20 protein-coding genes and 2 pseudogenes are annotated in these 20,531 nt (G+C 72.8%); all 22 read right to left on the bottom strand.

Going from position 1 to position 20,531, the window contains the following annotated elements; genetic code table 11:
* Positions 1-10 precede the first annotated feature (10 nt).
* Positions 11-940 (bottom strand): RluA family pseudouridine synthase, encoded by a 930-nt coding sequence (locus tag FHD63_RS04880; RefSeq protein ID WP_139720598.1) that lies wholly within the window; start codon positions 938-940, stop codon positions 11-13.
* The gene (gene lspA / locus FHD63_RS04875; RefSeq protein WP_139720596.1) at positions 937-1,431 is read right to left on the bottom strand and encodes a signal peptidase II; all 495 of its coding nucleotides are present in this window, start codon (positions 1,429-1,431) and stop codon (positions 937-939) included. The genes FHD63_RS04880 and lspA overlap by 4 nt, the downstream gene beginning before the upstream one ends.
* A 26-nt stretch (positions 1,432-1,457) precedes the next feature.
* Positions 1,458-1,928 (bottom strand): TraR/DksA family transcriptional regulator, encoded by a 471-nt coding sequence (locus FHD63_RS04870; RefSeq protein WP_139720595.1) that lies wholly within the window; start codon positions 1,926-1,928, stop codon positions 1,458-1,460.
* 173 nt (positions 1,929-2,101) lie between these two features.
* On the bottom strand, positions 2,102-3,067 hold the full coding sequence (locus FHD63_RS16860; RefSeq protein ID WP_139720593.1) for a DivIVA domain-containing protein: 966 nt from the start codon (positions 3,065-3,067) through the stop codon (positions 2,102-2,104).
* Positions 3,068-3,230: 163 nt separating this feature from the next.
* Positions 3,231-3,515 (bottom strand): YggT family protein, encoded by a 285-nt coding sequence (locus tag FHD63_RS04860; protein WP_058891568.1) that lies wholly within the window; start codon positions 3,513-3,515, stop codon positions 3,231-3,233.
* A gap of 63 nt (positions 3,516-3,578) precedes the next feature.
* The gene (locus FHD63_RS04855) at positions 3,579-4,094 is read right to left on the bottom strand and encodes a cell division protein SepF (RefSeq protein ID WP_139720591.1); all 516 of its coding nucleotides are present in this window, start codon (positions 4,092-4,094) and stop codon (positions 3,579-3,581) included.
* A gap of 64 nt (positions 4,095-4,158) precedes the next feature.
* Positions 4,159-4,899 (bottom strand): YggS family pyridoxal phosphate-dependent enzyme, encoded by a 741-nt coding sequence (locus tag FHD63_RS04850; protein WP_139720589.1) that lies wholly within the window; start codon positions 4,897-4,899, stop codon positions 4,159-4,161.
* A gap of 2 nt (positions 4,900-4,901) precedes the next feature.
* Positions 4,902-5,705, bottom strand: coding sequence for a purine nucleoside phosphorylase YfiH/LACC1 family protein (locus FHD63_RS04845; RefSeq protein WP_139720587.1), 804 nt, complete (start codon positions 5,703-5,705; stop codon positions 4,902-4,904).
* Between the two features lie 30 nt (positions 5,706-5,735).
* Complete coding sequence (locus tag FHD63_RS16855; protein ID WP_139720585.1) at positions 5,736-6,890, bottom strand: DivIVA domain-containing protein; 1,155 nt, start codon at positions 6,888-6,890, stop codon at positions 5,736-5,738.
* A gap of 27 nt (positions 6,891-6,917) precedes the next feature.
* Positions 6,918-7,817, bottom strand: a complete 900-nt coding sequence (locus FHD63_RS04835) for a type II secretion system F family protein (protein WP_139720583.1) — start codon at positions 7,815-7,817, stop codon at positions 6,918-6,920.
* The gene (locus tag FHD63_RS04830) at positions 7,817-8,755 is read right to left on the bottom strand and encodes a type II secretion system F family protein (protein ID WP_202978413.1); all 939 of its coding nucleotides are present in this window, start codon (positions 8,753-8,755) and stop codon (positions 7,817-7,819) included. Before FHD63_RS04830 ends, FHD63_RS04835 begins: the two co-directional genes overlap by 1 nt.
* Positions 8,752-10,248: a TadA family conjugal transfer-associated ATPase gene (locus FHD63_RS04825; RefSeq protein WP_139720582.1), complete on the bottom strand. Its 1,497-nt coding sequence runs from the start codon at positions 10,246-10,248 to the stop codon at positions 8,752-8,754. Before FHD63_RS04825 ends, FHD63_RS04830 begins: the two co-directional genes overlap by 4 nt.
* Positions 10,245-11,423, bottom strand: coding sequence for a CpaE/TadZ family protein (locus FHD63_RS04820; protein ID WP_139720580.1), 1,179 nt, complete (start codon positions 11,421-11,423; stop codon positions 10,245-10,247). Before FHD63_RS04820 ends, FHD63_RS04825 begins: the two co-directional genes overlap by 4 nt.
* A complete protein-coding gene (gene cpaB / locus FHD63_RS04815; RefSeq protein WP_158296706.1) occupies positions 11,420-12,307 on the bottom strand; it encodes a Flp pilus assembly protein CpaB in 888 nt (295 codons plus the stop codon). Before cpaB ends, FHD63_RS04820 begins: the two co-directional genes overlap by 4 nt.
* Before the next feature lie 58 nt (positions 12,308-12,365).
* Complete coding sequence (locus FHD63_RS04810) at positions 12,366-13,334, bottom strand: pilus assembly protein TadG-related protein (protein WP_139720576.1); 969 nt, start codon at positions 13,332-13,334, stop codon at positions 12,366-12,368.
* Complete coding sequence (locus FHD63_RS04805) at positions 13,322-13,687, bottom strand: TadE/TadG family type IV pilus assembly protein (protein ID WP_139720575.1); 366 nt, start codon at positions 13,685-13,687, stop codon at positions 13,322-13,324. The genes FHD63_RS04810 and FHD63_RS04805 overlap by 13 nt, the downstream gene beginning before the upstream one ends.
* Before the next feature lie 219 nt (positions 13,688-13,906).
* Positions 13,907-14,095 (bottom strand): Flp family type IVb pilin, encoded by a 189-nt coding sequence (locus FHD63_RS04800; protein WP_139720573.1) that lies wholly within the window; start codon positions 14,093-14,095, stop codon positions 13,907-13,909.
* A 342-nt stretch (positions 14,096-14,437) separates the two neighbouring features.
* Positions 14,438-15,760 (bottom strand): cell division protein FtsZ, encoded by a 1,323-nt coding sequence (gene ftsZ / locus FHD63_RS04795; protein WP_139720572.1) that lies wholly within the window; start codon positions 15,758-15,760, stop codon positions 14,438-14,440.
* Between the two features lie 124 nt (positions 15,761-15,884).
* Positions 15,885-16,628 (bottom strand): cell division protein FtsQ/DivIB, encoded by a 744-nt coding sequence (locus FHD63_RS04790; protein ID WP_139720570.1) that lies wholly within the window; start codon positions 16,626-16,628, stop codon positions 15,885-15,887.
* Positions 16,629-16,678: 50 nt separating this feature from the next.
* Entirely contained in the window at positions 16,679-18,190 is a 1,512-nt protein-coding gene (gene murC / locus FHD63_RS04785) for a UDP-N-acetylmuramate--L-alanine ligase (protein WP_139720569.1), read from the bottom strand.
* A pseudogene (gene murG, locus FHD63_RS04780) lies at positions 18,187-19,276 on the bottom strand (undecaprenyldiphospho-muramoylpentapeptide beta-N-acetylglucosaminyltransferase). Before murG ends, murC begins: the two are co-directional and overlap by 4 nt.
* Positions 19,277-19,510: 234 nt before the next feature.
* Positions 19,511-20,470 (bottom strand): annotated as a pseudogene (locus tag FHD63_RS04775) (FtsW/RodA/SpoVE family cell cycle protein); the annotation flags it as partial.
* Positions 20,471-20,531 lie beyond the last annotated feature (61 nt).

Here is a 20,531-nt window from a genome sequence, read left to right as displayed (position 1 = left end):
CCGTCCCGGGTCACCCGCGGATGCGCTCCAGCGCCTGCGCCAGGTCCTGCGGGTATGCCGAGGCGAAGCTCACGCGCTCACCGCTGCCGGGGTGGTCGAAGGCGAGCTCGGTGGCGTGCAGCCACTGGCGGTCCAGGCCCAGGTCGCGCGCCAGCGTGGGGTCGGCGCCGTAGGTGAGGTCGCCGCAGCAGGGGTGCCGGAGTGCGGAGAAGTGCACCCGGATCTGGTGGGTGCGACCGGTCTCGAGGTGGATCTGCAGCAGGCTCGCGCGCCGGTGCGCCTCGAGCAGCTCGTAGTGGGTGATGCTCGGCCGGCCGCTCGTCATGACGGCGAACCGGTAGTCGTGCCCGGGGTGGCGACCGATGGGCGCGTCGATGGTCCCCTCGTGCGGGTCGGGCAGACCCTGCACGAGGGCGTGGTAGGTCTTGTCGACCACGCGGTCCCGGAAGGCCTGCTTGAGCACGGTGTAGGCGCGCTCGGACTTGGCCACGACCATGAGGCCGCTGGTGCCGACGTCGAGCCGCTGCACGATGCCCTGCCGCTCGGGGGCCCCCGACGTCGAGATCCGGTAACCCGCGGCCGCCAGGCCACCCACCACGGTCGGGCCGGTCCAGCCGACGCTGGGGTGGGCCGCCACGAAGGCGGGCTTGTCGACCACGACGATCTCGGGGTCGTCGTGCACGATGCGCATGCCCTCGACCGGCTCGGCGACGACGGCCAGCTCCGCCGGCTCGGTGACCGACGGCATCCGCACCTCGAGCGAGGCACCGGCGGTGAGCCGCTCGGACTTGCCGACCGTGCGCCCGTCCACCACCACGTGGCCCTCACCCGCCAGGGCGGCCGCCCTCGACCGGGAGAGCCCCAGCAGCCGCGGGAGGGCGGCGTCGACGCGCTCTCCCTCGAGACCCTCAGGCACGGTGAACAGCCGGAAGTCGCTCACCGCGCCTCCTCCAGGTCCGCGGGCTCCTGGCCCTCGCGGGTGCCGTCAGGATGGTAGCCGCGCAGGGACAGCAGGACGATGAGGACGGCCGCGGTCGTCACGCCCATGTCGGCGATGTTGAAGACCGGGAAGTTCGGGAGCGCGATGAAGTCCACGACGTGGCCCAGCCCGACCGAGGGGGGCCGCAGGTAGCGGTCGACGAGGTTGCCCACGGCACCGCCCAGCAGGAGACCCAGGGTGATGCCCCAGACCAGGCTGCGGGTGCGGAACGCCTGCCAGATGATGACCACCGACACGATGGTGGCCACGGTCGTCACGACACCCGTCCAGCCGGTGCCGAGGGAGAAGGCCGCCCCGGAGTTGTAGGTGAGGTGCAGCTGCAGCACCTCACCGAGCACGGGCACCGACTCGCCCCGGGTGAGGGTGGCCTCGGCCCACGCCTTGGTGGCCTGGTCCAGGCCCGCCCAGAGCAGCGCGACGAGGAGCACCACGGCGGTGCGTCTCGGGGGACGTGTGGTCAGCGACGTTCCTGCTTCTGCTTGCATGTCATGCATAGCGTCGCACGAGGGAAGGCCTGCAGCCTCATCTTGCCGATCGGGGTCCCGCAGGACTCGCAGTCGCCGTAGGTGCCCGCCTCGACCCGGTCCAGCGCGTGCGCGTTCTGGTCGATGAGGTCGCGCGCGTTGTTGGTGACGGACAGCTCGTGCTCCCGCTCCCACGTGGCGGCGCCTGCGTCCGCCTGGTCGTCACCCGCGCCGTCACCGAAGGAGCGGCCGCGGTCCAGCAGGTCGTGCTCGGCCTCCTCGACCTCCCTGCGGAGGCGGTCGATCTCGGCCTGGAGCTCGCCGCGCAGCTCGTCGAGCTCGGCGGCGGTCCACGGGGTCTCGTCCTCGCGCACGCTGAGCGCCCGGTGCTGGTCCGACTGCCTCGCGCCACGGGCCGGGCGGCTCGCGCCGCTCGGCCCCCCCTTCTTCACGCTCGTCGCCACGGCTGTCCTTCGTTCGTGGGCTGCGCTCCCCCTGCCAGGCGAGCGATGGTGCTGGGAGAATAGATCAGCAACCTGGCGTTGACAACGGGAAACGTCATCACCGTCGGCGGGGACGTGACGACGCCCCGACCGGGTGTGGTCGGGCCGTCGTCGTGGTCGGGGGGCGCGACCCCTCAGGAGGTGGGTCGGGACCCGTCCAGCCGCTCCATCTGGTCGGCCAGGAAGGCCCGCAGCCGCTCGCGCAGGTCGCGCTCCTGCGACTGCAGCCCACCGATCGTGGCGGCCAGCGCGCTCTCCTTGCCGTGCAGGTCCTCCAGCACCTGGCCGCGCTTCTGCTCGGCCTCGCCGATCATCTGGTCGTGGTTCGCCTGACCCTCGGCCACCAGGTGGTCGCGCGTCTGCTCGCCCGTGCTCACGAGCTCGTCGTGGCGGCTCTGACCGGCCTGCACGAGCTCGTCGTGCCGGCTCTGACCCGTCTGGACCAGCTCGTCGTGGGTGGCCTGCCCCTCGGCGACCAGCCGGTCGTGGGTCTCCTGCCCGGTGCGGTGCAGCTCGGCGCTGTACTCGTCGGCCTCGGCGACCACCGTGGTCTTGTAGGTGTCACCCTCCTCGATGAGCCTCGCCCGCGTGCTCTCGCCCTCGGCGACGTGCTGGTCGTGCAGCCGCTGCGCCAGCGAGATGATCGAGCTCGGGTCCTCGCCGCCCCCGCCCGCGGTGGCCGCGCCGACGGCGGCCCCGCCGGCCGCCGCCTCCAGGGACGAGCGGGCCTCGTCCCGGTCGCGCTCGGCGGCTCCGGCCCGCTCCTCGGCCTCCTGCGCGCGCCGCTCGGCGGCGCCCCGGGCCTCCTGGCACTCGGCGAGCTGGCGTCGCAGGTCCTCCAGCTCCTGCGCGTCGGCCGCGTCGTCGTGGTCCTCACCCTTCGGCGCGGACGTCGCTGCCGCCTGGGCCGCGGGGGCCACCCCGCGGCTGGCGCGGCAGTCCTCGAGATCGGTGCGCAGACCGTCGTTCTCCGACACGAGCCGACGCAGCTCGACGACGACCTCGTCGAGGAAGTCGTCGACCTGGGTCTCGTCGTAGCCGCGTCGCAGGTGCGTCGCGCTGAAGCTCTTCTTGATGACGTCCTCGGGGGACAGAGCCATGGTTCACCTCTTGGTCCAAGGGGCCATCACCCTGGCACCGCGTCACGGCGGCGGCGATGGCGTGCGGGCATGCACTGCAGCGAGCACTCTAACGCACCGACCGGCTGCGGTCACCGCCTCGCCCTGGCGGCTCCTCGACCGCACCGCAGGACATCGGCCCAGGTCAGAAGGGCAGCGACAGGGCCAGCGAGCGACCGATGCCGACCGCGATGATGAGCACGAGGAACCCGAGGTCGAGGGCCACGCCGCCCAGGCGCAGGGGCGGGATGACCCGCCGCAACGCCCGCAGGGGCGGGTCGGTGAGGCTGTAGACCCCGTTGGCCAGGACGAGGACGGGACCCTTGGGTCGCCACTCCCGCGCGAAGACCTGCACCCAGTCGAACACCAGGCGGGCGATGAGCACGAAGAAGTACAGGTTGAGGACGAGCGCGAGGATCTGGCCGATCATGGAGCCACCCTACGTGGACGACCTGGGCGTCCGCTGCTCCAGGCCGGGCCCGGAGGACACGCGTCAGCTCTGGTTGAAGGGGCCCTGAGCGCCGCGCGTCTGCTCGGCGGTCGTGCCCCCGTCGACCTCGACGAAGGACGGGCTGAGCAGGAACACCTTGCTGGTCACCCGCTCGATGGACCCGTGCAGCCCGAAGGCCAGGCCGGCGGCGAAGTCGACCAGCCGCTTGGCGTCGGAGTCGTCCATGTCGGAGAGGTTCATGATGACGGGCACCCCGCCGCGGAAGGCCTCACCGATCGTCTTGGCCTCGTTGTAGGTGCGCGGGTGGATCGTGGTGATGCGGTTCAACTCGCCGACCTCCGGCTCGCGGACGACCTGGGACACAGGGGTGCTGGAGGGCAGGGTCGCGACCGTGGCGTGCTGACCGGTCCCGTGGTCGTCCTCCCGCAGCTGCCGCACGCTGGCGCCCGAGGCGCGCTGGTCAGGCGTCTCGTCGGCGTAGGTGTCGTAGTCGTCGAAGCGCTCGTCGGACTCGGCGAGTCCGAGGTACTCCATGGTCTTGCGCAGTGCCCCGGCCATGTGTGCGAGCTCCTAGGTGCGTGTCGGGTCGTAGCTCCCGTGGGTGGATCGGTCGTGCACGACGCTACCGCTGGGGCGGTCGCGAACCGAGGATTGCGCTCCCGACACGCAGGTGTGTCGCACCGGCCGCGACGGCGATCTCGAGGTCGCCGCTCATGCCCGCGGACACCCACGTGGCGCGGGGGTGGGCCTGCCGCAGCTGCTCCCTGAGCCCGACGAGCCGGTCGAAGGCCCGACGGGTGTCGTCAGGCGCCAGGTCGAGGGGCGCGATCGCCATGACGCCCCGGAGCTCCAGCCACCGCGCGGCGGCCACGTCCTCGGCCAGCGCCGCCACCTCGTCCGGTGCCGCACCACCGCGTCCTGCCTGCTCGCCCTCCCCGAGGTCGACCTGCAGGAGGACCCCCAGCGGGTCCTCCTGCTCCCCCTCGTCGACGGCCTCCTCCCGGCCCCGCTCGAGGGCGCGGACCAGCCGCGCCCGGTCGACCGACTGGACGACGTCGGCATACCGGGCCACGCGCCGCGCCTTGTTGGTCTGGAGCTGGCCGACGAAGTGGACCCGCAGGTCCGCGCGCAGCTGCCCGGGCAGACCGGCGACCTTGTCCCCGGCCTCTGGGTCGCGGCTCTCACCGATGTCGGTGACGCCCAGGCCGGCCAGCAGCTCGACGTCGCTGCCGGGGAAGAACTTGGTCACCACGACCAGCGTGGGTCGCTGCCCGTCGCGGCCGGCGTCCGCCCAGGCGGTGTCGACGCGTCGGCGCACCGTCTCGAGCGCGGAGGCGAGCTCGGTCGCGCGGTCCCCGCCCATGCTCAGGCCACCTGCTCCGGCGGCAGCAGCCGCACGACCCCGGCGAAGCGACCGGTGACGCCGTCACGACGGTAGGAGTAGAGGTCGGACCGCTCCCGCGTGCAGCCGGGCAGCCACCGGAGGGTCACGTCGAGGTCGCTGTCGGCCAGCTGCTGCACCACCCCGGACGCGACGTCGATCGCGGGCGTGCCGGTCCAGGAGACCGCGGAGGCGGCCGGGGTGAGCGCCGCCGCCTCGTCGCGCAGGTGCGGGGGGACCTCGTAGCAGCGCGGGCACACCGACGGGCCGACGACCGCCTCGAGCCGGCGCGCGCCCAGCTCGCCCAGCACCTGGAGGGCCGCCGGGACGACCCCCGCGAGCAGCCCCGGCCGGCCGGCGTGGACGGCGGCCGCCAGCCCCTCCGTGCGGTCGACGAGCAGGAGGGGCACGCAGTCGGCGACCAGCACCACGAGCGCCTCGTCGGTGCGGTCGGTGACGAGGGCGTCCACGGCCGGCGCCGGGGCGTCCCGGTCCGCCCCGGGGGGCGGCGGTGCACCACCGGCGGCCCCCGCCCGGGTGGAGGTGGTCAGCGCGACGGAGCAGCCGTGCTGCTGGTCCATGAGGCGCAGGTCGGCCCCTCGCAGGCCGAGCTCGTGGGCCAGGCGGTGCCGGTTCGTCTCGACCGCCTCCGGCAGGTCACCGACGTGGGTGCCGAGGTTGAACGACGCGTAGCCGTCCTGGCTCGCGCCGCCGTGCCGGTCGGTGACCGCCCACTCCACGCCGTAGCCGTCGCCGGTCGGGTCGAGCCGCTCTCGCCAGGTGAACACGGTCAGCAGGGTAGCGGCCCCGCCCCGGGCTCAGCGGCGCCAGGCCTCGTCGTCCAGCGCGGACAGCTGCGCCTGGACGAGCTCGCGCAGCCGCTGCCGGTAGCCGGCCTGCGCCTCGTCCAGCCCGGCGAGCCGCTGCTCCAGCATGGTCCTGCGGGTCTGCAGGTCGGCCAGGATGCCCGCGCGCTCCTCCTCCGCCTCGGCGACGAGACGGTCGTGCTGGTCCCGGCCCTCGGTGAGCAGGCGGTGGTGCTCGCCCTGGGCCTCCGCGAGGAGGCGGTCGTGCTCGGCCCGCGCGTCGGCCAGCAGACGCTCCCGCTCGCCCTGCCCCTCCCCGACCAGCCGCTCGTGCTCGGAGCGGCCCTGGCCCAGCAGGCGCTCCTGCTCGGCCTGGGCCTCCCCGACGAGGCGGTCGTGCTCGGCCTGGGCCTGGTCCAGCAGGCCGACGCTCTGCTCCCGGGCCTGGGCCGTCTGGGCCTCGGCGTCCGCCTGGGCCCGGGCCAGGACGGCCTCGCTCTCGACGCGGGCCTGCTCGCGCAGCCGGTCGCCCTCGGCCCGACCCTGCTCCACGTAGTCCTCGTGCAGCCGCCGGGCCACCGTGAGGATGACGTCGAGGTCCGTCCGCTGCGGGTCGTCGCCCTCGGGCAGGTCCAGGTCGTCCCCGAAGGTCTCGGTCCCCCGGGTCTCGGCCGCCACCCGCAGGGTGCGCAGCTCGGTGGCGGCCCGGTCGTGGGCCGCGACCGTCTGGTCCAGCTCGGTCTGGACCCGGCGCAGCGCGTCCTCCTTCGCGGCGAGGCCGGCCTCGGCCTCCTCCTGGCGGCTCTGTGCCTGACGCGCGGCCGCCTCGGCGGCAGCGGCGCGCTCGTCGGCCTCGTCGGCGGCGGTGGTGGACCGGTCGAGCCGGGCCTGCACCTCCGCGAGCTCGGTGACCAGCTCGCGGCGCTCGGTGCGGATGAGGTCGACCTGGTGCTGCTCACGCTGCACCCGCTCGGACACCTCGTCGTCGGCGCCGCGCGAGGTATGGCCGGCCACCTCCCCCTCGAGCTCCTCCACCCGGGCCTGCTGACGCCGCAGCTCGGTCACGACCTCCTCGAGGAAGGCGTCGACCTGCGACTCGTCATACCCACGGCGCAGCTGGGTGGTCCTGAAGGTCTTGCGGATCACGTCGTCCGGGTGCAGTGGCACGGTGCAGTCCCCTTTCGCTCGTCCGACCTAGCGGCCGGAGAAGGAATCGATGATGTTGATGACACCCGGGCCCATGACGATGATGAAGAGCACGGGCAGGATGGTGAGGATGAGCGGGAAGACGACCTTGACGGGGATCTTCATGGCCTTCTCCTCGGCGCGCTGCCGGCGCTTGAGGCGCATCTCGTCGGCCTGGGTGGAGAGCACCCGGGCGATGGAGACCCCGTGCCGCTCCGCCTGGATGACCGCACGGAGGAAGCGGCGCAGGTCCGGCTCCGGGCTGCGGTCGGCCAGGGCCTGGTAGGCCTGCCGCCGGGGCTGGCCGACCTGGATGTCCTGCAGCGTGCGGATGAGCTCCTCGGCCAGCGGTCCGTTGCTGTTGCGCGCGACGTGGGCCATGGCCGCCTCGAAGCCGAGCCCGGCCTCGACGGCGATGGTCATCTGGTCGAGGGTGTCCGGCAGCGCCTTCTGGATCTGCGTCCGCCGCTTGATGCCGGTGTTGTAGAGCAGGAGGTCGGGCAGGAACCAGGCGAGGCCAACCACGGCGACCCCGAAGACGACCAGGCGGCTGCCCGGGTTGCGCGAGATCAGCAGCAGCATCAGGGCCAGGGCGCCGCTCGCGCCCAGCAGCTTGGTGACGAGGATCCGCTCGAGCGGCCAGGCCGCCGGCCGCCCCGCGCGGGCCAGGAGCCGGTCGAGCTGGCGCACCCAGGCGGTCGGGGTGAGCCGCCGCGAGAGCCCCACGAGTCCCGATCGCTGCGGCTCGTCCTGCGCACGCTCGCCGACGCGGGCGCCGCCCCGGTGCAGGTTCGCCACCGCCCGCGAGCGTTGCGCACCCGTGTCGGACGTGAGTGAGTAGGTGAGCAGCAGGGCCGCGGCGGCGACGGCGACCACGGCCACGACGACCGCGACGAACGGGCTGGCCATCAGAATTCCACCTTGACGGTCGCCCGCATCCAGAAGAAGCCCACGACGAGCAGCACACCGGCCGCCCCCATCATGAGGAAGCCCAACGTCGTGGTGGTGAAGACCGACAGGTAGCCGGGGTTGAGGAAAGACAGCACGAGGACGACGAAGAAGGGCAGCGCCATGAGCACCCGCCCGGAGAGCTTGCCCTCAGCGCTGAGCGCCTCGACCTGGCGACGCAGCTGCCCGCGGGACCGGATGGTCTCCGCGACGGTGTCGAGCACCTCGGAGAGGTTGCCGCCGACCTGGCGGTGGATGGCGATGGCCTGCACCACCCAGCGGAAGTCGTCGCTGTCCATCCGCTCGGCGACGTCCGCGAGCGCCTCGGTGGTGTCCCGACCGACCCGGATCTGGGTCACCGCACGGCTGATCTCGCCCGCGGCCGGGTCCTCAGTGTCAGCGGTCAGCGAGTCCAGCGCCTGCTGCAGGCTGTGCCCGGCCCGCAGGTTACTCGCCAGCAGGGTCAGGATGTCGTCGAGCTGCTCGGCGAAGGCGCTCCGGCGCCGCTCGGCCTTGATGCTCACGAGGAGGAAACCACCGGCCACCGCGAACCCGCTGAGCAGGACGGCGATGACGACCGAGCCCAGCACGACCCCGATGGCCAGGCCCACCAGCGCCGCGGCACCCACGAGGAGGAGGTACTCCGGCAGGGTCTGGGTGAAGCCGCCCCGGTCCAGCGCGCGCTCCCAGGCCAGCCCTCGACGGCCCCGGGCGACGGTGCTGGCGATGGATGCCGTGGCCCGGTCGGTGACGCGGGTCAGGGTCGACTGCTGCTGGACCGCCCCCACCCGCCGCCGGGCGGCTGCCCGGGTGGAGGGCACGAGGATGACGGCCAGGGCGAGGCCGAGCCCGGCCAGGATCAGCAGGGCGGCGGCCCAAGGGCTGAGTATCAGGCTCACCACGTCTCCCTCGCCCTCAGGTCCTGGTCGAAGACCCCGGGCGGCAGCCGGATGCCGAGGTCCTCGAAGCGCTCGGTGAAGCCCGGACGCACGCCGGTGGCACGCGGGCGCCCGAGGAACTTCCCGTGCTCGTCCACCCCGGCACTGAAGTCGAAGACGAAGGCGTCCTGCAGGGTGATGATCTCCCCCTCCATGCCCTGCACCTCGGTGACGTGGGTGACCCGGCGGGTGCCGTCCCGCAGTCGCGAGAGGTGCACGATGAGGTCCACCGCGGAGGAGATCTGCTCGCGGATCGCCCGCAGCGGCAGGTCCATGCCGGCCATGAGGACGAGGGTCTCGAGCCGAGCGATGGCGTCGCGGGGGGTGTTGGCGTGGACGGTGGACAGCGACCCCTCGTGGCCGGTGTTCATCGCCTGCAGCATGTCCAGGCTCTCGGCGCCCCGCACCTCACCGACGACGATGCGGTCGGGACGCATGCGGAGGGAGTTGCGGACGAGGTCGCGGATGGTGATGGCGCCGCGGCCCTCGATGTTGGGCGGCCGACTCTCCAGCCGCACCACGTGCTCCTGCTGGAGCTGCAGCTCCACGGCGTCCTCGATGGTGACGATGCGCTCGTCGCTCGGGATGAAGGAGGAGAGCACGTTCAGCAGCGTCGTCTTGCCGGTGCCGGTCCCACCCGTGACGAGGATGTTGAGCCGTGCCTTGACGCACGCGTCGAGCAGGGTGACCATCTCGGGAGTCAGCGAGTCGCGCCGCACGAGGTCGGCGGCCATGAGCGGCACCTTGCCGAACTTGCGGATGGTCAGCGACGAGCCGTTGACCGCCAGGGGCGGGATCACCGCGTTGACGCGCGAGCCGTCCTCGAGCCGGGCGTCCACGAGCGGAGACGACTCGTCGATGCGCCGCCCCACCCGGGAGACGATGCGCTCGATGACCCGGCGCAGCTGCTCCTCGGACGTGAAGACGACTCCCGAGTTGGTGAGCCGGCCCGCCCGCTCGACGTAGACGTGGTCCGGCCCGTTGACCATGACCTCGGTGACGTCGTCGTCGTCGAGCAGTTTCTGGAGCGGACCGTAGCCGAGGACGTCGTCGGTGAGGTCGTCGATGAGCCGCCGCCGCTCCTCCGGCTTGAGCGAGATGTCGGCGGACTGGACCAGCGCGGCCAGCTCCTTGCGCACGAGCGCCTGCAGCTCGGCCTCCTGCAGGGAGGAGTCGGTGAGCCGGCCCCCCAGCTTCTGGAAGAGCTGCTCCCGCGCCTGCTCCTTGAAGCTCTGCAGCGCAGAGCTCACCGGAGCCGGGGTCCCCGCTGTCGACGTCGGGGGCCGCTCGACGGGGGGCGCCTGAGCCGTCGGCGCGTCCTCGACGGTGGTCTCGACGGCCCGGTCGGGCGTGGGCGATGGGAGAGCCGGGGTGGCCGTCGGCACCGCTGCCGGGGACACCGGCTGCGGGGTGCGTGGGTTCTGCGCGGCGCGCAGCCGGTCGGAGAGCTTCATCGGACCACTCCTCGGTGTCGGCCGTTCCAGCGGTTCCCGCTAGGGAGATGGGCGAAGCGACCGACGAAACCGGTGATGGCCCGGCTCAGCTTGTCCTTCGGCATGGCGCTCACCATGGGCCGACCCTGGTTGGTGCTGCGCGGCACCTTGGGCGAGCGGGGCAGGGCGAGGTCGACCTCCCGGCCGATGGCGGCGGTGACGTCCTTGACGGTCAGTCCCGCATCACCGTCGGCGAAGTTCACGACCACGTGCCGCGTCGAGGGAGACAGCTCCAGCTCGTCGAGCACCTCGAGCTCCTTCTTGAGCCCGCGCACGCCCGGCACGTCCAGGCTGGTGATGAGCACGAGGTCGGTGGTGTGGTCGATCGCGGCCAGCGTCTGCTCACTCAACCCGGGGGCGGTGTCGAGCACGACGAAACGGAACTCCTGCTTGAGCAGCCGCAGCAGGGTGTCGACGGCGGCCGGGGTCACGACATCGGCCTCGGCGGGGCTGTGCACGCCACACACGACCTGGAGTCCCGACCCGTGCCGGGTCAGCAGCGTCTTGAGGGTCATGGCGTCGGAGAGCCCAGGCCCGACGACGATGTCACCGAGGGTGTAGGTCGGCTGGAGGTCCAGCGCGGAGGCGACATCGCCGAACTGCACGTCCAGGTCGACCAGCACCGTGCCCTGGGGCGCCTGCTCCGCGAGCGCGGCCGCGATGTTGGTGGCCAGCGTGGTCTTGCCGACGCCGCCCTTGGGCGAGGCGACGGTGATGACGCGACCGGTGAAGCTCTGCGGCTCGGATGTGCCCGCGGTGGCGCTCTCGACGGCCCGTCGCAGCGACAGACGCAGCTCCTCCATCGAGAGGTCCGGGTCCACCAGGTCGCGTACCCCGCCGCGCAGCGCCGGCAGGGCCAGCCGGTCCGCGGCGTCGGTGAGCAGCAGGACGGATACCGACGGGTACTGGGCCGCCAGACGTCCCGCGACGTCCAGCGCCTGGGCCTCGGCGACACCGCCGGCCCGGACGTCCAGGAGCACCGCGCTGACCAGGTCGGGCTCGGGGGCCATGGCCACCAACTGGGGCGCGGTGGCCGGCAGCTGCTGCGGTTGGAGCACCGTCAGGTCGTCGCCCCCGGCGAGCCGCACCTTCCGGGCAGCTTCGGTGGAGGAGGTGACGAGGATCGTGGCACTCACTGGAGCACGTCCCCGACGAGCTCGGGTAGCTGCACAACCTTGACGTCAGGCTCGTCCTCCTGGGCCGTCTCCGGCTCGTAGCTGAGCCAGACCGTCCCGAACTCCATGGCGTAGACCAGGCGCTCGGCGTCGCCACCGGACAGGGCCAGGGTGACGAGGATCTCCTCCTCGGGGCCGGACTCCTCTTCCTGAGCCGCGGCGGTGTCCTGCTCCTCCTCGTCAGTGGCCGCCGGCGCGGGGGCCGGCACGTAACCGCCCTGAACCCGGGTGACCAGCACCTTCTCGATGGCGAGCTGGGTGAGGTCGAGCCGCAGGCTGTCGTTGCCGCCGTCCTCGGATGAGTCCGACTGGGCGTCATCTGGGAGATCCTCCAGCCAGCGCACCTCGCCGTCGGCGTCGACGTAGAGACCCCGCTGGAACTCCGCCTCGAACGACATGAACACCCCGACCGTGTCGCCAGCCGCGATGTCACCACCGAGCGACCGGGCCGTGCCCAGCGGCACGGTGATCTGGTGCAGGTCCTGCGCCTCCTCGGGGAGCTCGAAGTCGTCGCGCCCCCGGATCTCGTCGGGGGTGGCGAAGCGGGCCGTCGACAGCTGCTCCCCCGCAGGGACGTCCGCAAGGGCCACCTCGCCCTCGAGGTCGTCGAGGTCGGTGATGACACCGCCGATGAGGTAGGCCTCGGGCACCCGCCGGGCCTCGGTCAGCCCCGGGAGCTCGCGCGCCGGCGTCCCCTCGGGGATGGGCTCGGTGGCGACGAAGACCCGACGGGTCTCCATGCCCTCCAGCGCGCGCTGATCGGCGTTCTGCGCGTAGCGCAGCACCAGGACGATGCCGAGCGCCGCGAGGACGATCGCGAGGACGGCAGCAATGACTCGACGCATGTGGAACGACTCTCCCTGTGACCGGAGTGGACGTGATGAGCAGGATGGGGCGGTGGTGCTAGTCGATGAGGGTGACGACGGTGACCTCGGTGTCGTCATCACTGACGAGGTAGTCGTCGGGCGAGGCGACGTACTCCTTGAAGATCCCGGTGAGGCAGGTGTTGTGGTAGTCCGCGGTGGGGCTCGGCTTGGGACCGCAGGCCTGGCCGAAGGCCGAGCTGCCGTTGCTGGGTTTGATCCCCTCGAGCTCCAGTGCGGCGAACCTCGTGACGCGGACCTTGCCGCTCGCACCGGTGCCGATGTCATCGTCGAAGATCGGGATGAGCACGGTCTCGCCGACGAGCGAGGAGAAGTCGCACCCGGAGACGGTCGAGGTGCCGGTCTTGGTGTCGACATAGGCCCCCACGACGATCTCGACCTGGCACTCGACGGCGTGGTCCAGCCACCCGAAGGAACCGGGCGGGTAGTCCGAGCCCCAGTTGCAGACGCCGCCGTTGGCCTCGGAGCCGTTCTTGGGCATGTAGACGCTGATCTGCACCCCGAGCACCGGGCCGGCGGCGTTCTCGAAGTTGCACTGCGAGACGGCGAGCGGCAGCATCGACGGCCCCCTCTGCGGCGCCCCCCACGCGGCGGTGGCGGTGGCTATCAGCTCGGTGCTGTCCACGCCGAGGACGGGGAGGAACCAGTGGGTCTTGGTACCGGTGACGGTGGCCGTGACCTCGCGGGCGGACTCGTCGGGGTCCAGGTCGGTGCTGACGCTGGCCGTCTCGGCGCGCACGTTGGCCACGCCGTACGGGCCGGCCACGGCGTCGATGGCTCCGCACCCGTTCTCGCCACACTCCTGGGCGGCGGCGAGCGCCGCGGCGTCCGCGCCGTTCTGCAGCTCCTGGCGCTTGGCCATGGTGGCGCTGCCGTCGACAGCGAGCCCGGTGAAGCCGACCATGACGGTCAGGAGCAGCGCCACGAGGACAGCGGTGGCCCCCCGCTCCCTGTCGGAGCCGGCGAGGCGCTGGGTCAACCGCCGCATCGCATGACTCCTTCCCCGGTGAGGGTGATCGTGCCGCTGCCGAAGAGCCCGGTCATCCAGTCGGCGTCGTAGGTCGCGACCACCCGGGCCTGGCCGCCGCTGTCGCAGGCGCCGGTCGCGGGGGTGACCGCCACGGCCGCCCCCGGGAAGACCTGCTGGGCCGCGGCCTGCGCGTCGCCCTGGTCGTTCTTGACCGCCATCTCCCGCGCCCCGTCGCGTGCCGCAGCGGCGAGGGTGGACTGGAGGAACCACAGCCGGCCGAACTCGGCGGCCCCGAAAACCAGAGTGATGAGCATCAGGGCGACGAGGGCGAACTCGACGGCCGCCGCTCCCCTCTCCCGTTGTGCTTTCATGACTCGGACTTTCGAGAATGGCAGGGTACATGCCGGACAGACGTAAAGAGGTGCGCCTGCAGACCGGCAGGAGCGGAATGGGTGACCACCGGAAAGAGGAAGGGTGGTCGTCCCGGCGTAGGCGGAGCGTTCCGAACGAAAGCTCGGTCCGCGGTGGCCGCCCGGCGGGCCGCGTCCGGCACGACGCTCGTCGTGCCGGACGCGGTTCCGTCGCCAGGTTCAGAGGCGACCGGCGACCGTGTTGAAGAGACCGGTCAGCTCGGTACCGATCAGGGCGACCGCGGTGATGATGACGGCGGCGATGAGGGCCACCATCAGGCCGTACTCGACGGCGGTGGCGCCGCGCTCCTTGTCGGCCTCCTCGAGACGGGACTTCAGGGTGGCGAGGGCGAAGAAGATGCTGGACATGAGGGACTCTCCTTGAGAGGGGTAGGGACGTCGCACACCCCTCCGGGGAGCTTGATGACGTCGGGTTCCTGTGACGGAGGCACGTCCGGGGCGAGCCCGGTCCGTACCGCCGGGTAACCCCGGCAGAAAGAAGAGTGACACCCCGGATTCAACGGCGCAAGCCCCTGGTTGAAGAATCAAGGTAACGGTTTGATAACGGCGCCCTGACCTGCGGTTCTTTACTCTCGCTATACCTCTTCGTGAGGTGGTCTAGACCAGAACTAAAGGTCCTGCATACCTTCAACCACCTCATGGAACTGCCCCCGCCGAGCGTCGGCGGGGGCAGTTCTGGAGGGCTCCAAGTTACTTGAGGAAGTCGGGCACGTCCAGGTCGTCGGAGTCCTCGAAGGTCACCTGGCGGGGGGGCTGCTGCACGGGGCGCTGCGGCTGCTGGGCCGCGCCACCCTCGCCCTCGTAGGACTGGCCCTGCGTCGGCTGCTGAGCGTCCTGCTCCCCCCGCTGGCCCGCCTGCGGGGCGCCGCTGTGGGCGGGCGCCTGGCTGCCGGGGGCGCCGGCGACCCGCTGCCCGCCCTGGTCCGCCGCCGGACGCTGCTGCTGGGGCTGCTGCTGGCCCCCAGCGGGCCGCTGCTGGCCCTGCTGCGGAGCCTGCTGACGGTTGGTGCCGCCGGCGTGCACCTGGCCGAGCGCGCGGTCGTTGCCCTCGCCCCTCGTCTGCGGGGCGCCGCCGTCGAAGCCGGCCGCGATGACGGTCACCCGCACCTCGTCGCCCAGGGAGTCGTCGATGACCGCGCCGAAGATGATGTTGGCCTCCGGGTGCGCGGCCTCCTGCACCAGTCGGGCCGCCTCGTTGATCTCGAAGAGCCCGAGGTCCGAGCCGCCCTGGACGGACAGCAGGACACCGTGGGCGCCCTCGATGCTCGCCTCGAGCAGCGGCGAGGAGATCGCGAGCTCGGCCGCCTGCACCGCGCGGTCCTCACCCCGGGCGGAGCCGATGCCCATGAGCGCGGAGCCCGCACCCTGCATGACCGACTTCACGTCGGCGAAGTCGAGGTTGATGAGGCCGGGCGTCGTGATGAGGTCGGTGATGCCCTGGACACCCGAGAGCAGCACCTGGTCGGCGCTGCGGAACGCGTCGAGCATCGACACCGTGCGGTCCGAGATCGACAGCAGGCGGTCGTTGGGGATGACGATGAGGGTGTCGACCTCGTCGCGCAGCGTCGCGATGCCGGACTCGGCCTGGTTGGCCCGGCGCCGGCCCTCGAAGGTGAACGGCCGGGTCACCACACCGATGGTCAGGGCCCCCAGGCTCTTGGCGATCTTGGCGACGACCGGCGCCCCGCCGGTGCCCGTGCCACCGCCCTCCCCGGCGGTGACGAAGACCATGTCGGCCCCGCGCAAGGCCTCCTCGATCTCCTCGGTGTGGTCCTCCGCCGCACGGCGGCCCACCTCCGGGTCGGCTCCCGCACCGAGCCCCCGGGTCAGCTCGCGGCCGACGTCGAGCTTGACGTCGGCGTCGCTCATGAGCAGGGCCTGGGCGTCGGTGTTGATGGCGATGAACTCGACACCCTTGAGGCCGACCTCGATCATCCGGTTGATGGCGTTGACGCCACCTCCGCCGATGCCGACGACCTTGATGACGGCCAGGTAGTTCTGCGCTGCGGACACGATGGACCTTTCGGAACGGGTGCGGGTGCGATGCATCGAATGCGGTGCGTGAGCGCGAGCATACGCGGGCGGCGAGGGCCCGCCCTCAGGGATGAACCTCGACCTCAGGTCGAAGGTCGAGGGTCTATCGGCCCGTGGCCTCGGGAAGCCCGGTGACCACCGGCGTGCCGGGGACCCGGACGTCGATCGTCATCGCCAGCGCGCCCTCCGGGTCGATGGTCTCCTGCCCCACCAGGGCGGTGACGACGTGCCACTTCTTCTCGTTGTCGGTGGGGGCGCCCCACAGCAGCGTGAGCTGCCCCAGGTCCATCTCGACCGAACCGTCCTGGGCCACGGAGGGAGGGCTCAACTCACCCTCGAGGGTGTCCGGGTCCGGGCGCGTGCGCCACAGCTCGGCCAGCCCGGTCACGGTCTGCCGGTCCAGCTCCGTCGGGTCGGTGCGCAGCGTGATGAGCGGGAGCTTCTTGCTCGGTTTGTCCACCTGCTCGTAGAGGACGCCGGAGGCGTCGGCGAGCCACGTGGTGCCGGCCCCGCGCAGCGCCAGCGCCGGGTCGCGCTCGGTCACGACGAGGGTGATCGAGGAGGGCCAGTCCCGCTCGACCTCCACCGAGGCGATCCTGGGGTCGGCGAGCACACGCTCGCTGACCCGCCCCTCGGACACCCTCGCGAGGGGGCGGCCGTGCGGGATCTGAGCCTTCTCCAGGGCGCTGGCGGCCACGTCCTCGCGGCCGCCCTCCACCTGCACGTCCTCGACGACGAAGGCGATGGAGAAGTAGAAGAGGAAGACCATCGCCGCGGCGGCGGCCAGGACGCCACCGCTCCACAGCAGCAGGGTCCGACCACCAGGGAGGACGCGGCGGGCCCGCACCTTCCCGGCTCCTCGGCGGCCGGCGCCGCGCCGGAGGGGCCACCGCGGGCTCACGACGCTCCCCCCAGGACCGTCCGCGTCGTCGCGTCACCCTCCGGCGACCGGCCGTCCAGCAGGTCCAGCAGCTCGGCGCCGACCCCGGTGACGTCGCCCGCCCCCACGGTGACCACCAACGTCTCGACCCCGTCGGAGACCACCTCGGCGAGCACGGGCGCCGCCGCCCCGAGCGAGTCCACCTCGAGGACACGCGGAGCCGCCCCGTGCGCGCGCAGACCGCTCGCGAGCAGCCCGGAGGTCACCGTCGGGTGGTCCTCCTGACGCTCGCGGGCGGCATACACCGGCAGCAGGACCACGACGTCCGCCCCGGCGAGGCCCTCGACGAAGCCGGGCGCGAAGTCCCGTGTCCGGGAGAACAGGTGCGGCTGGAAGGCGACGACGAGCCGCCTCCCCGCGGCCGCGCTGCGGGCGGCCCGCACCAGCGCCGCGACCTTCGGGGCGTTGTGCGCGTAGTCGTCGACGACCTCGACCCCCTTGACCACCCCGACCCGCTCGAAGCGTCGGTGCACCCCCGCGAACCGCTCCAGCCCGTCCACGGCCGCCCCCAGGGGCAGACCCAGGCCGACCGTCGCCGCCAGCAGCGCCGCGACCGCGTTGTGCACCGTGTGCTCTCCCGGCGCGGGGAGGTGCAGCCGCACCGTCGTCCCCTCCTCGAGCAGGGGGACGCCCGGACCGACGACGACGGTGCCGTAGGCGCTCGTGCCCTCCGAGCGCACGTCGGACACGACCACGTCGGCGTCCTGCGCGCCCCACGTCACGACCCGCACGCCGGACGCACGGGCGTGCGCGGCCAGCCGCGCGGCGCCCGGGTCGTCGAGCGTGGTGATGAGCAGACCGCCGTCGGGGATCGTCCCGACGAAGTCCTGGTATGCCGCCTCGACCGCGGCCGCGTCGCCGTAGTGGTCGAGGTGGTCGGGCTGGACGTTGGTCACTACCGCGACCTGGGGCCGGTAGGTGAGGAAGCTGCCGTCGCTCTCGTCCGCCTCGATGACCACCGGACCGTCGGGCACCCCGGGGGCCGCGCTCACGCCGGTGCTGGCCAGGGGGGCGCCGAGGACGTAGCCCGGGTCCGCGCCCGCCGCCTGCAGGGCGGCTGTCGTCAGGGCACTCGTGGTGGTCTTGCCGTTGGCCCCGGCGACCGCCACCGCGGGCCGGCCGTGCAGGAAGGCGGCGATGCCCTGGGCGCGGTGCAGGACCCTGAGGCCGGCCGCGCGGGCGGCGGCAAGCTCGGGGTTGTCCTCGCGGACCGCCCCCGAGACGATGACGGTGCGGGCGTCACCCAGGTGGGACGGGTCGTGCCCGACGTGGACCCGGGCCCCTGCCTGCTCGAGCGAGCGCAGCGTCGGGCTGTCGCGCTGGTCCGACCCGGACACCGCGACCCCGCGGGAGAGGAAGAGCCGGGCCACCCCGGAGACGCCCGCGCCACCGATGGCGATGACGTGCACCGGCCCGAGCTCCTCGGCCCTCGGGACGGGCTCGGTGAAGTCGAAGCGCGCCACGCTCACCGCGCCTCCCTCGCCGCCTCGAGGACGAGGTCGACCAGCCGGTCGGCGGCGTCCCGGTCCCCGTGCTCGGCCGCGGCGGCGGCCATGACCTGCAGACGTGGGCCGTCCTGCAGCAGCGGGAGCACCACGCGGCGCACCCAGTCCTCGTCGACCTGTGCGTCCTCGACGAGCAGCCCGCCGCCGGCCTCGACGACCTCGCGCGCGTTGAGGCGCTGCTCGCCGTTGCCGATGGGCAGCGGGACGTAGACGGCCGGGAGCCCGACCGCGGCCAGCTCGCAGACCGTCCCGGCCCCGGCCCGGCAGAGCGCGAGGTCGGCGACGGCGTAAGCGAGGTCCATGCGGTCGGTGTAGGGCAGGGCGAGGTAGCGCGCACCGGTGACCGGGTCGGGCCCGGGCGCGGGAACCTCCTTGCCGGCGCCGGTGAGGTGCAGGACCTGGACCCCGGCGGCCAAGAGCTCGGCGCCGGCCCCGGCCACCGCCTCGTTGAGCCGCTGCGCCCCGAGCGAGCCACCGAAGACGAGCAGCGTGGGACGGCCCTCGTCCAGACCGAACTCCTCGCGCGCCGCCCCGGCCAGGGCGTCGCGGTCCAGGGTCCGGATCTCCTCGCGCAGCGGCAGCCCCACCCGGGTCGCGTGCGGGAGCTCGGTGGACGCGAAGGTCGTGGCCACCCGCGCGGTGAAGCGGGCCCCGAGCCGGTTCGCCAGCCCGGGCCGGGCGTTCTGCTCGTGGAGGACGATCGGCACCCCCGCGCGGCGGGCCGCGAGGTAGGCGGGGGTGGCGACGTAGCCACCGAACCCCACGACGACCTGCGCGTCGCCGTCGCGGATGGTCTCGGCCGCCGTCGCGACCGCCCGGCGCAGGGCGGCGGAAGCGCAGCGCGCGGGCGTCGGGCCGGCGGGGGAAGGGCACCTTGGGCACCACGGTGAGCGGGTAGCCCCGCTCGGGCACCAGGCGCGCCTCGAGTCCTTCCGCGGTGCCCAGCACCCGGATGTCCGCGTCGGGGACCCGACGCCGCAGCGCGTCGGCGGTCGCGAGCAACGGGATGACGTGACCAGCGGTCCCCCCACCGGCCAGCACGACGCGCACCCCGCGCTGCGGTCCGGCGCCTTCACCGCCGCCCGCCCTGGGCCCGACCCCGCGTGCTCTGCGGCGGGCCGGGGTGGTGGAGCCGCGGCGCGAGCCACCGGCGCCCGGGACGGCCGCCAGAGTGCGCCGCAGCGTCCCGGTGCGTCCGCGCAGCGCCTCCTCGGCCCCCGGGAGGGACCGGGCGAGGGACAGCAGCAGACCGATGCCGATGAGCGCCGCGATGAGTGCGGAGCCGCCGCTGGAGACGAGGGGCAGCGGCACGCCGATGATGGGCAGCATGCCGATCACCGAGCCGATGTTGAGCAACGCCTGGCTGAGGAACCAGACCATGATCCCGGCCGCCGCCAGGCGGGTGAAGCCGTCCTCGGCCTGGGTGACGACCCGGAAGCAGGAGTAGGCCAGGACGGCGAAGAGGGCCAGGACCGCGAGGCTGCCCGGCAGTCCGAGCTCCTCCCCGATGATGGCCAGGATGAAGTCGTTGTGCGGCTCGGGCAGGATGCCCCACTTCTCCCGGGACTCCCCCAGCCCCAGCCCCCACCAGCCACCGTCCGCGAGGGCGTACTCCGCGTGGACCTTCTGGTAGCAGCCCTCGACGTGCGGGCTGTCGCAGATGCCGCCGATCCACGTCTGGATGCGCTGCATGCGGTTCGCGCTGCCCGCGGCGAGGACCGCCACGCCGATCGAGGCGACCGCGCCCAGACCGACGAACCAGCGGGCCGGCAGCCCGGCCGCCCACAGCAGACCCACGACGATGGCGAGCATGATCATGCCCGTGCCGAGGTCGCGGCCCTGCAGCACCAGCCCGACGAGCAGCATGCCGAAGGGGAAGATGAGCGGGATGGCGGCGTGGAAGGGCCTGTGGATGACCCGTCTCTTGGCGGCGAGGACGGCGGCCCCGAAGACGACGAGCGCGACCTTGCCGAACTCCGAGGGCTGCAGCGAGAAGCCGCCGATGGAGATCCAGTTGCGGTTGCCCTGGAAGCCCATGCCCAGGGGGGTGAAGACCGCGACCTGCAGGGCCAGCGCGAGGAAGACCCCGGGCCACGCCAGCCTCTTCCACATGCTCACGGGAAGCCGGGAGCCGATGACGGCAAGCACGATGCCGACCGAGCCGAAGACCAGCTGGTTGAGGAAGACGGTGTAGGAGCTGCCGTTGTCGCGGTAGGAGCCGACGCTGGAGGCCGAGAGCACCATGACCAGGCCCAGCCCGGTGAGCACCGAGGCCGACACCAGCGCGAGGTAGTAGGGCGCGACC

Origin of the sequence: Serinicoccus chungangensis (genome assembly GCF_006337125.1) — a bacterium.
GTDB lineage: Bacteria > Actinomycetota > Actinomycetes > Actinomycetales > Dermatophilaceae > Ornithinicoccus > Ornithinicoccus chungangensis.
This window is presented reverse-complemented; position numbering and strand designations above follow the sequence as displayed.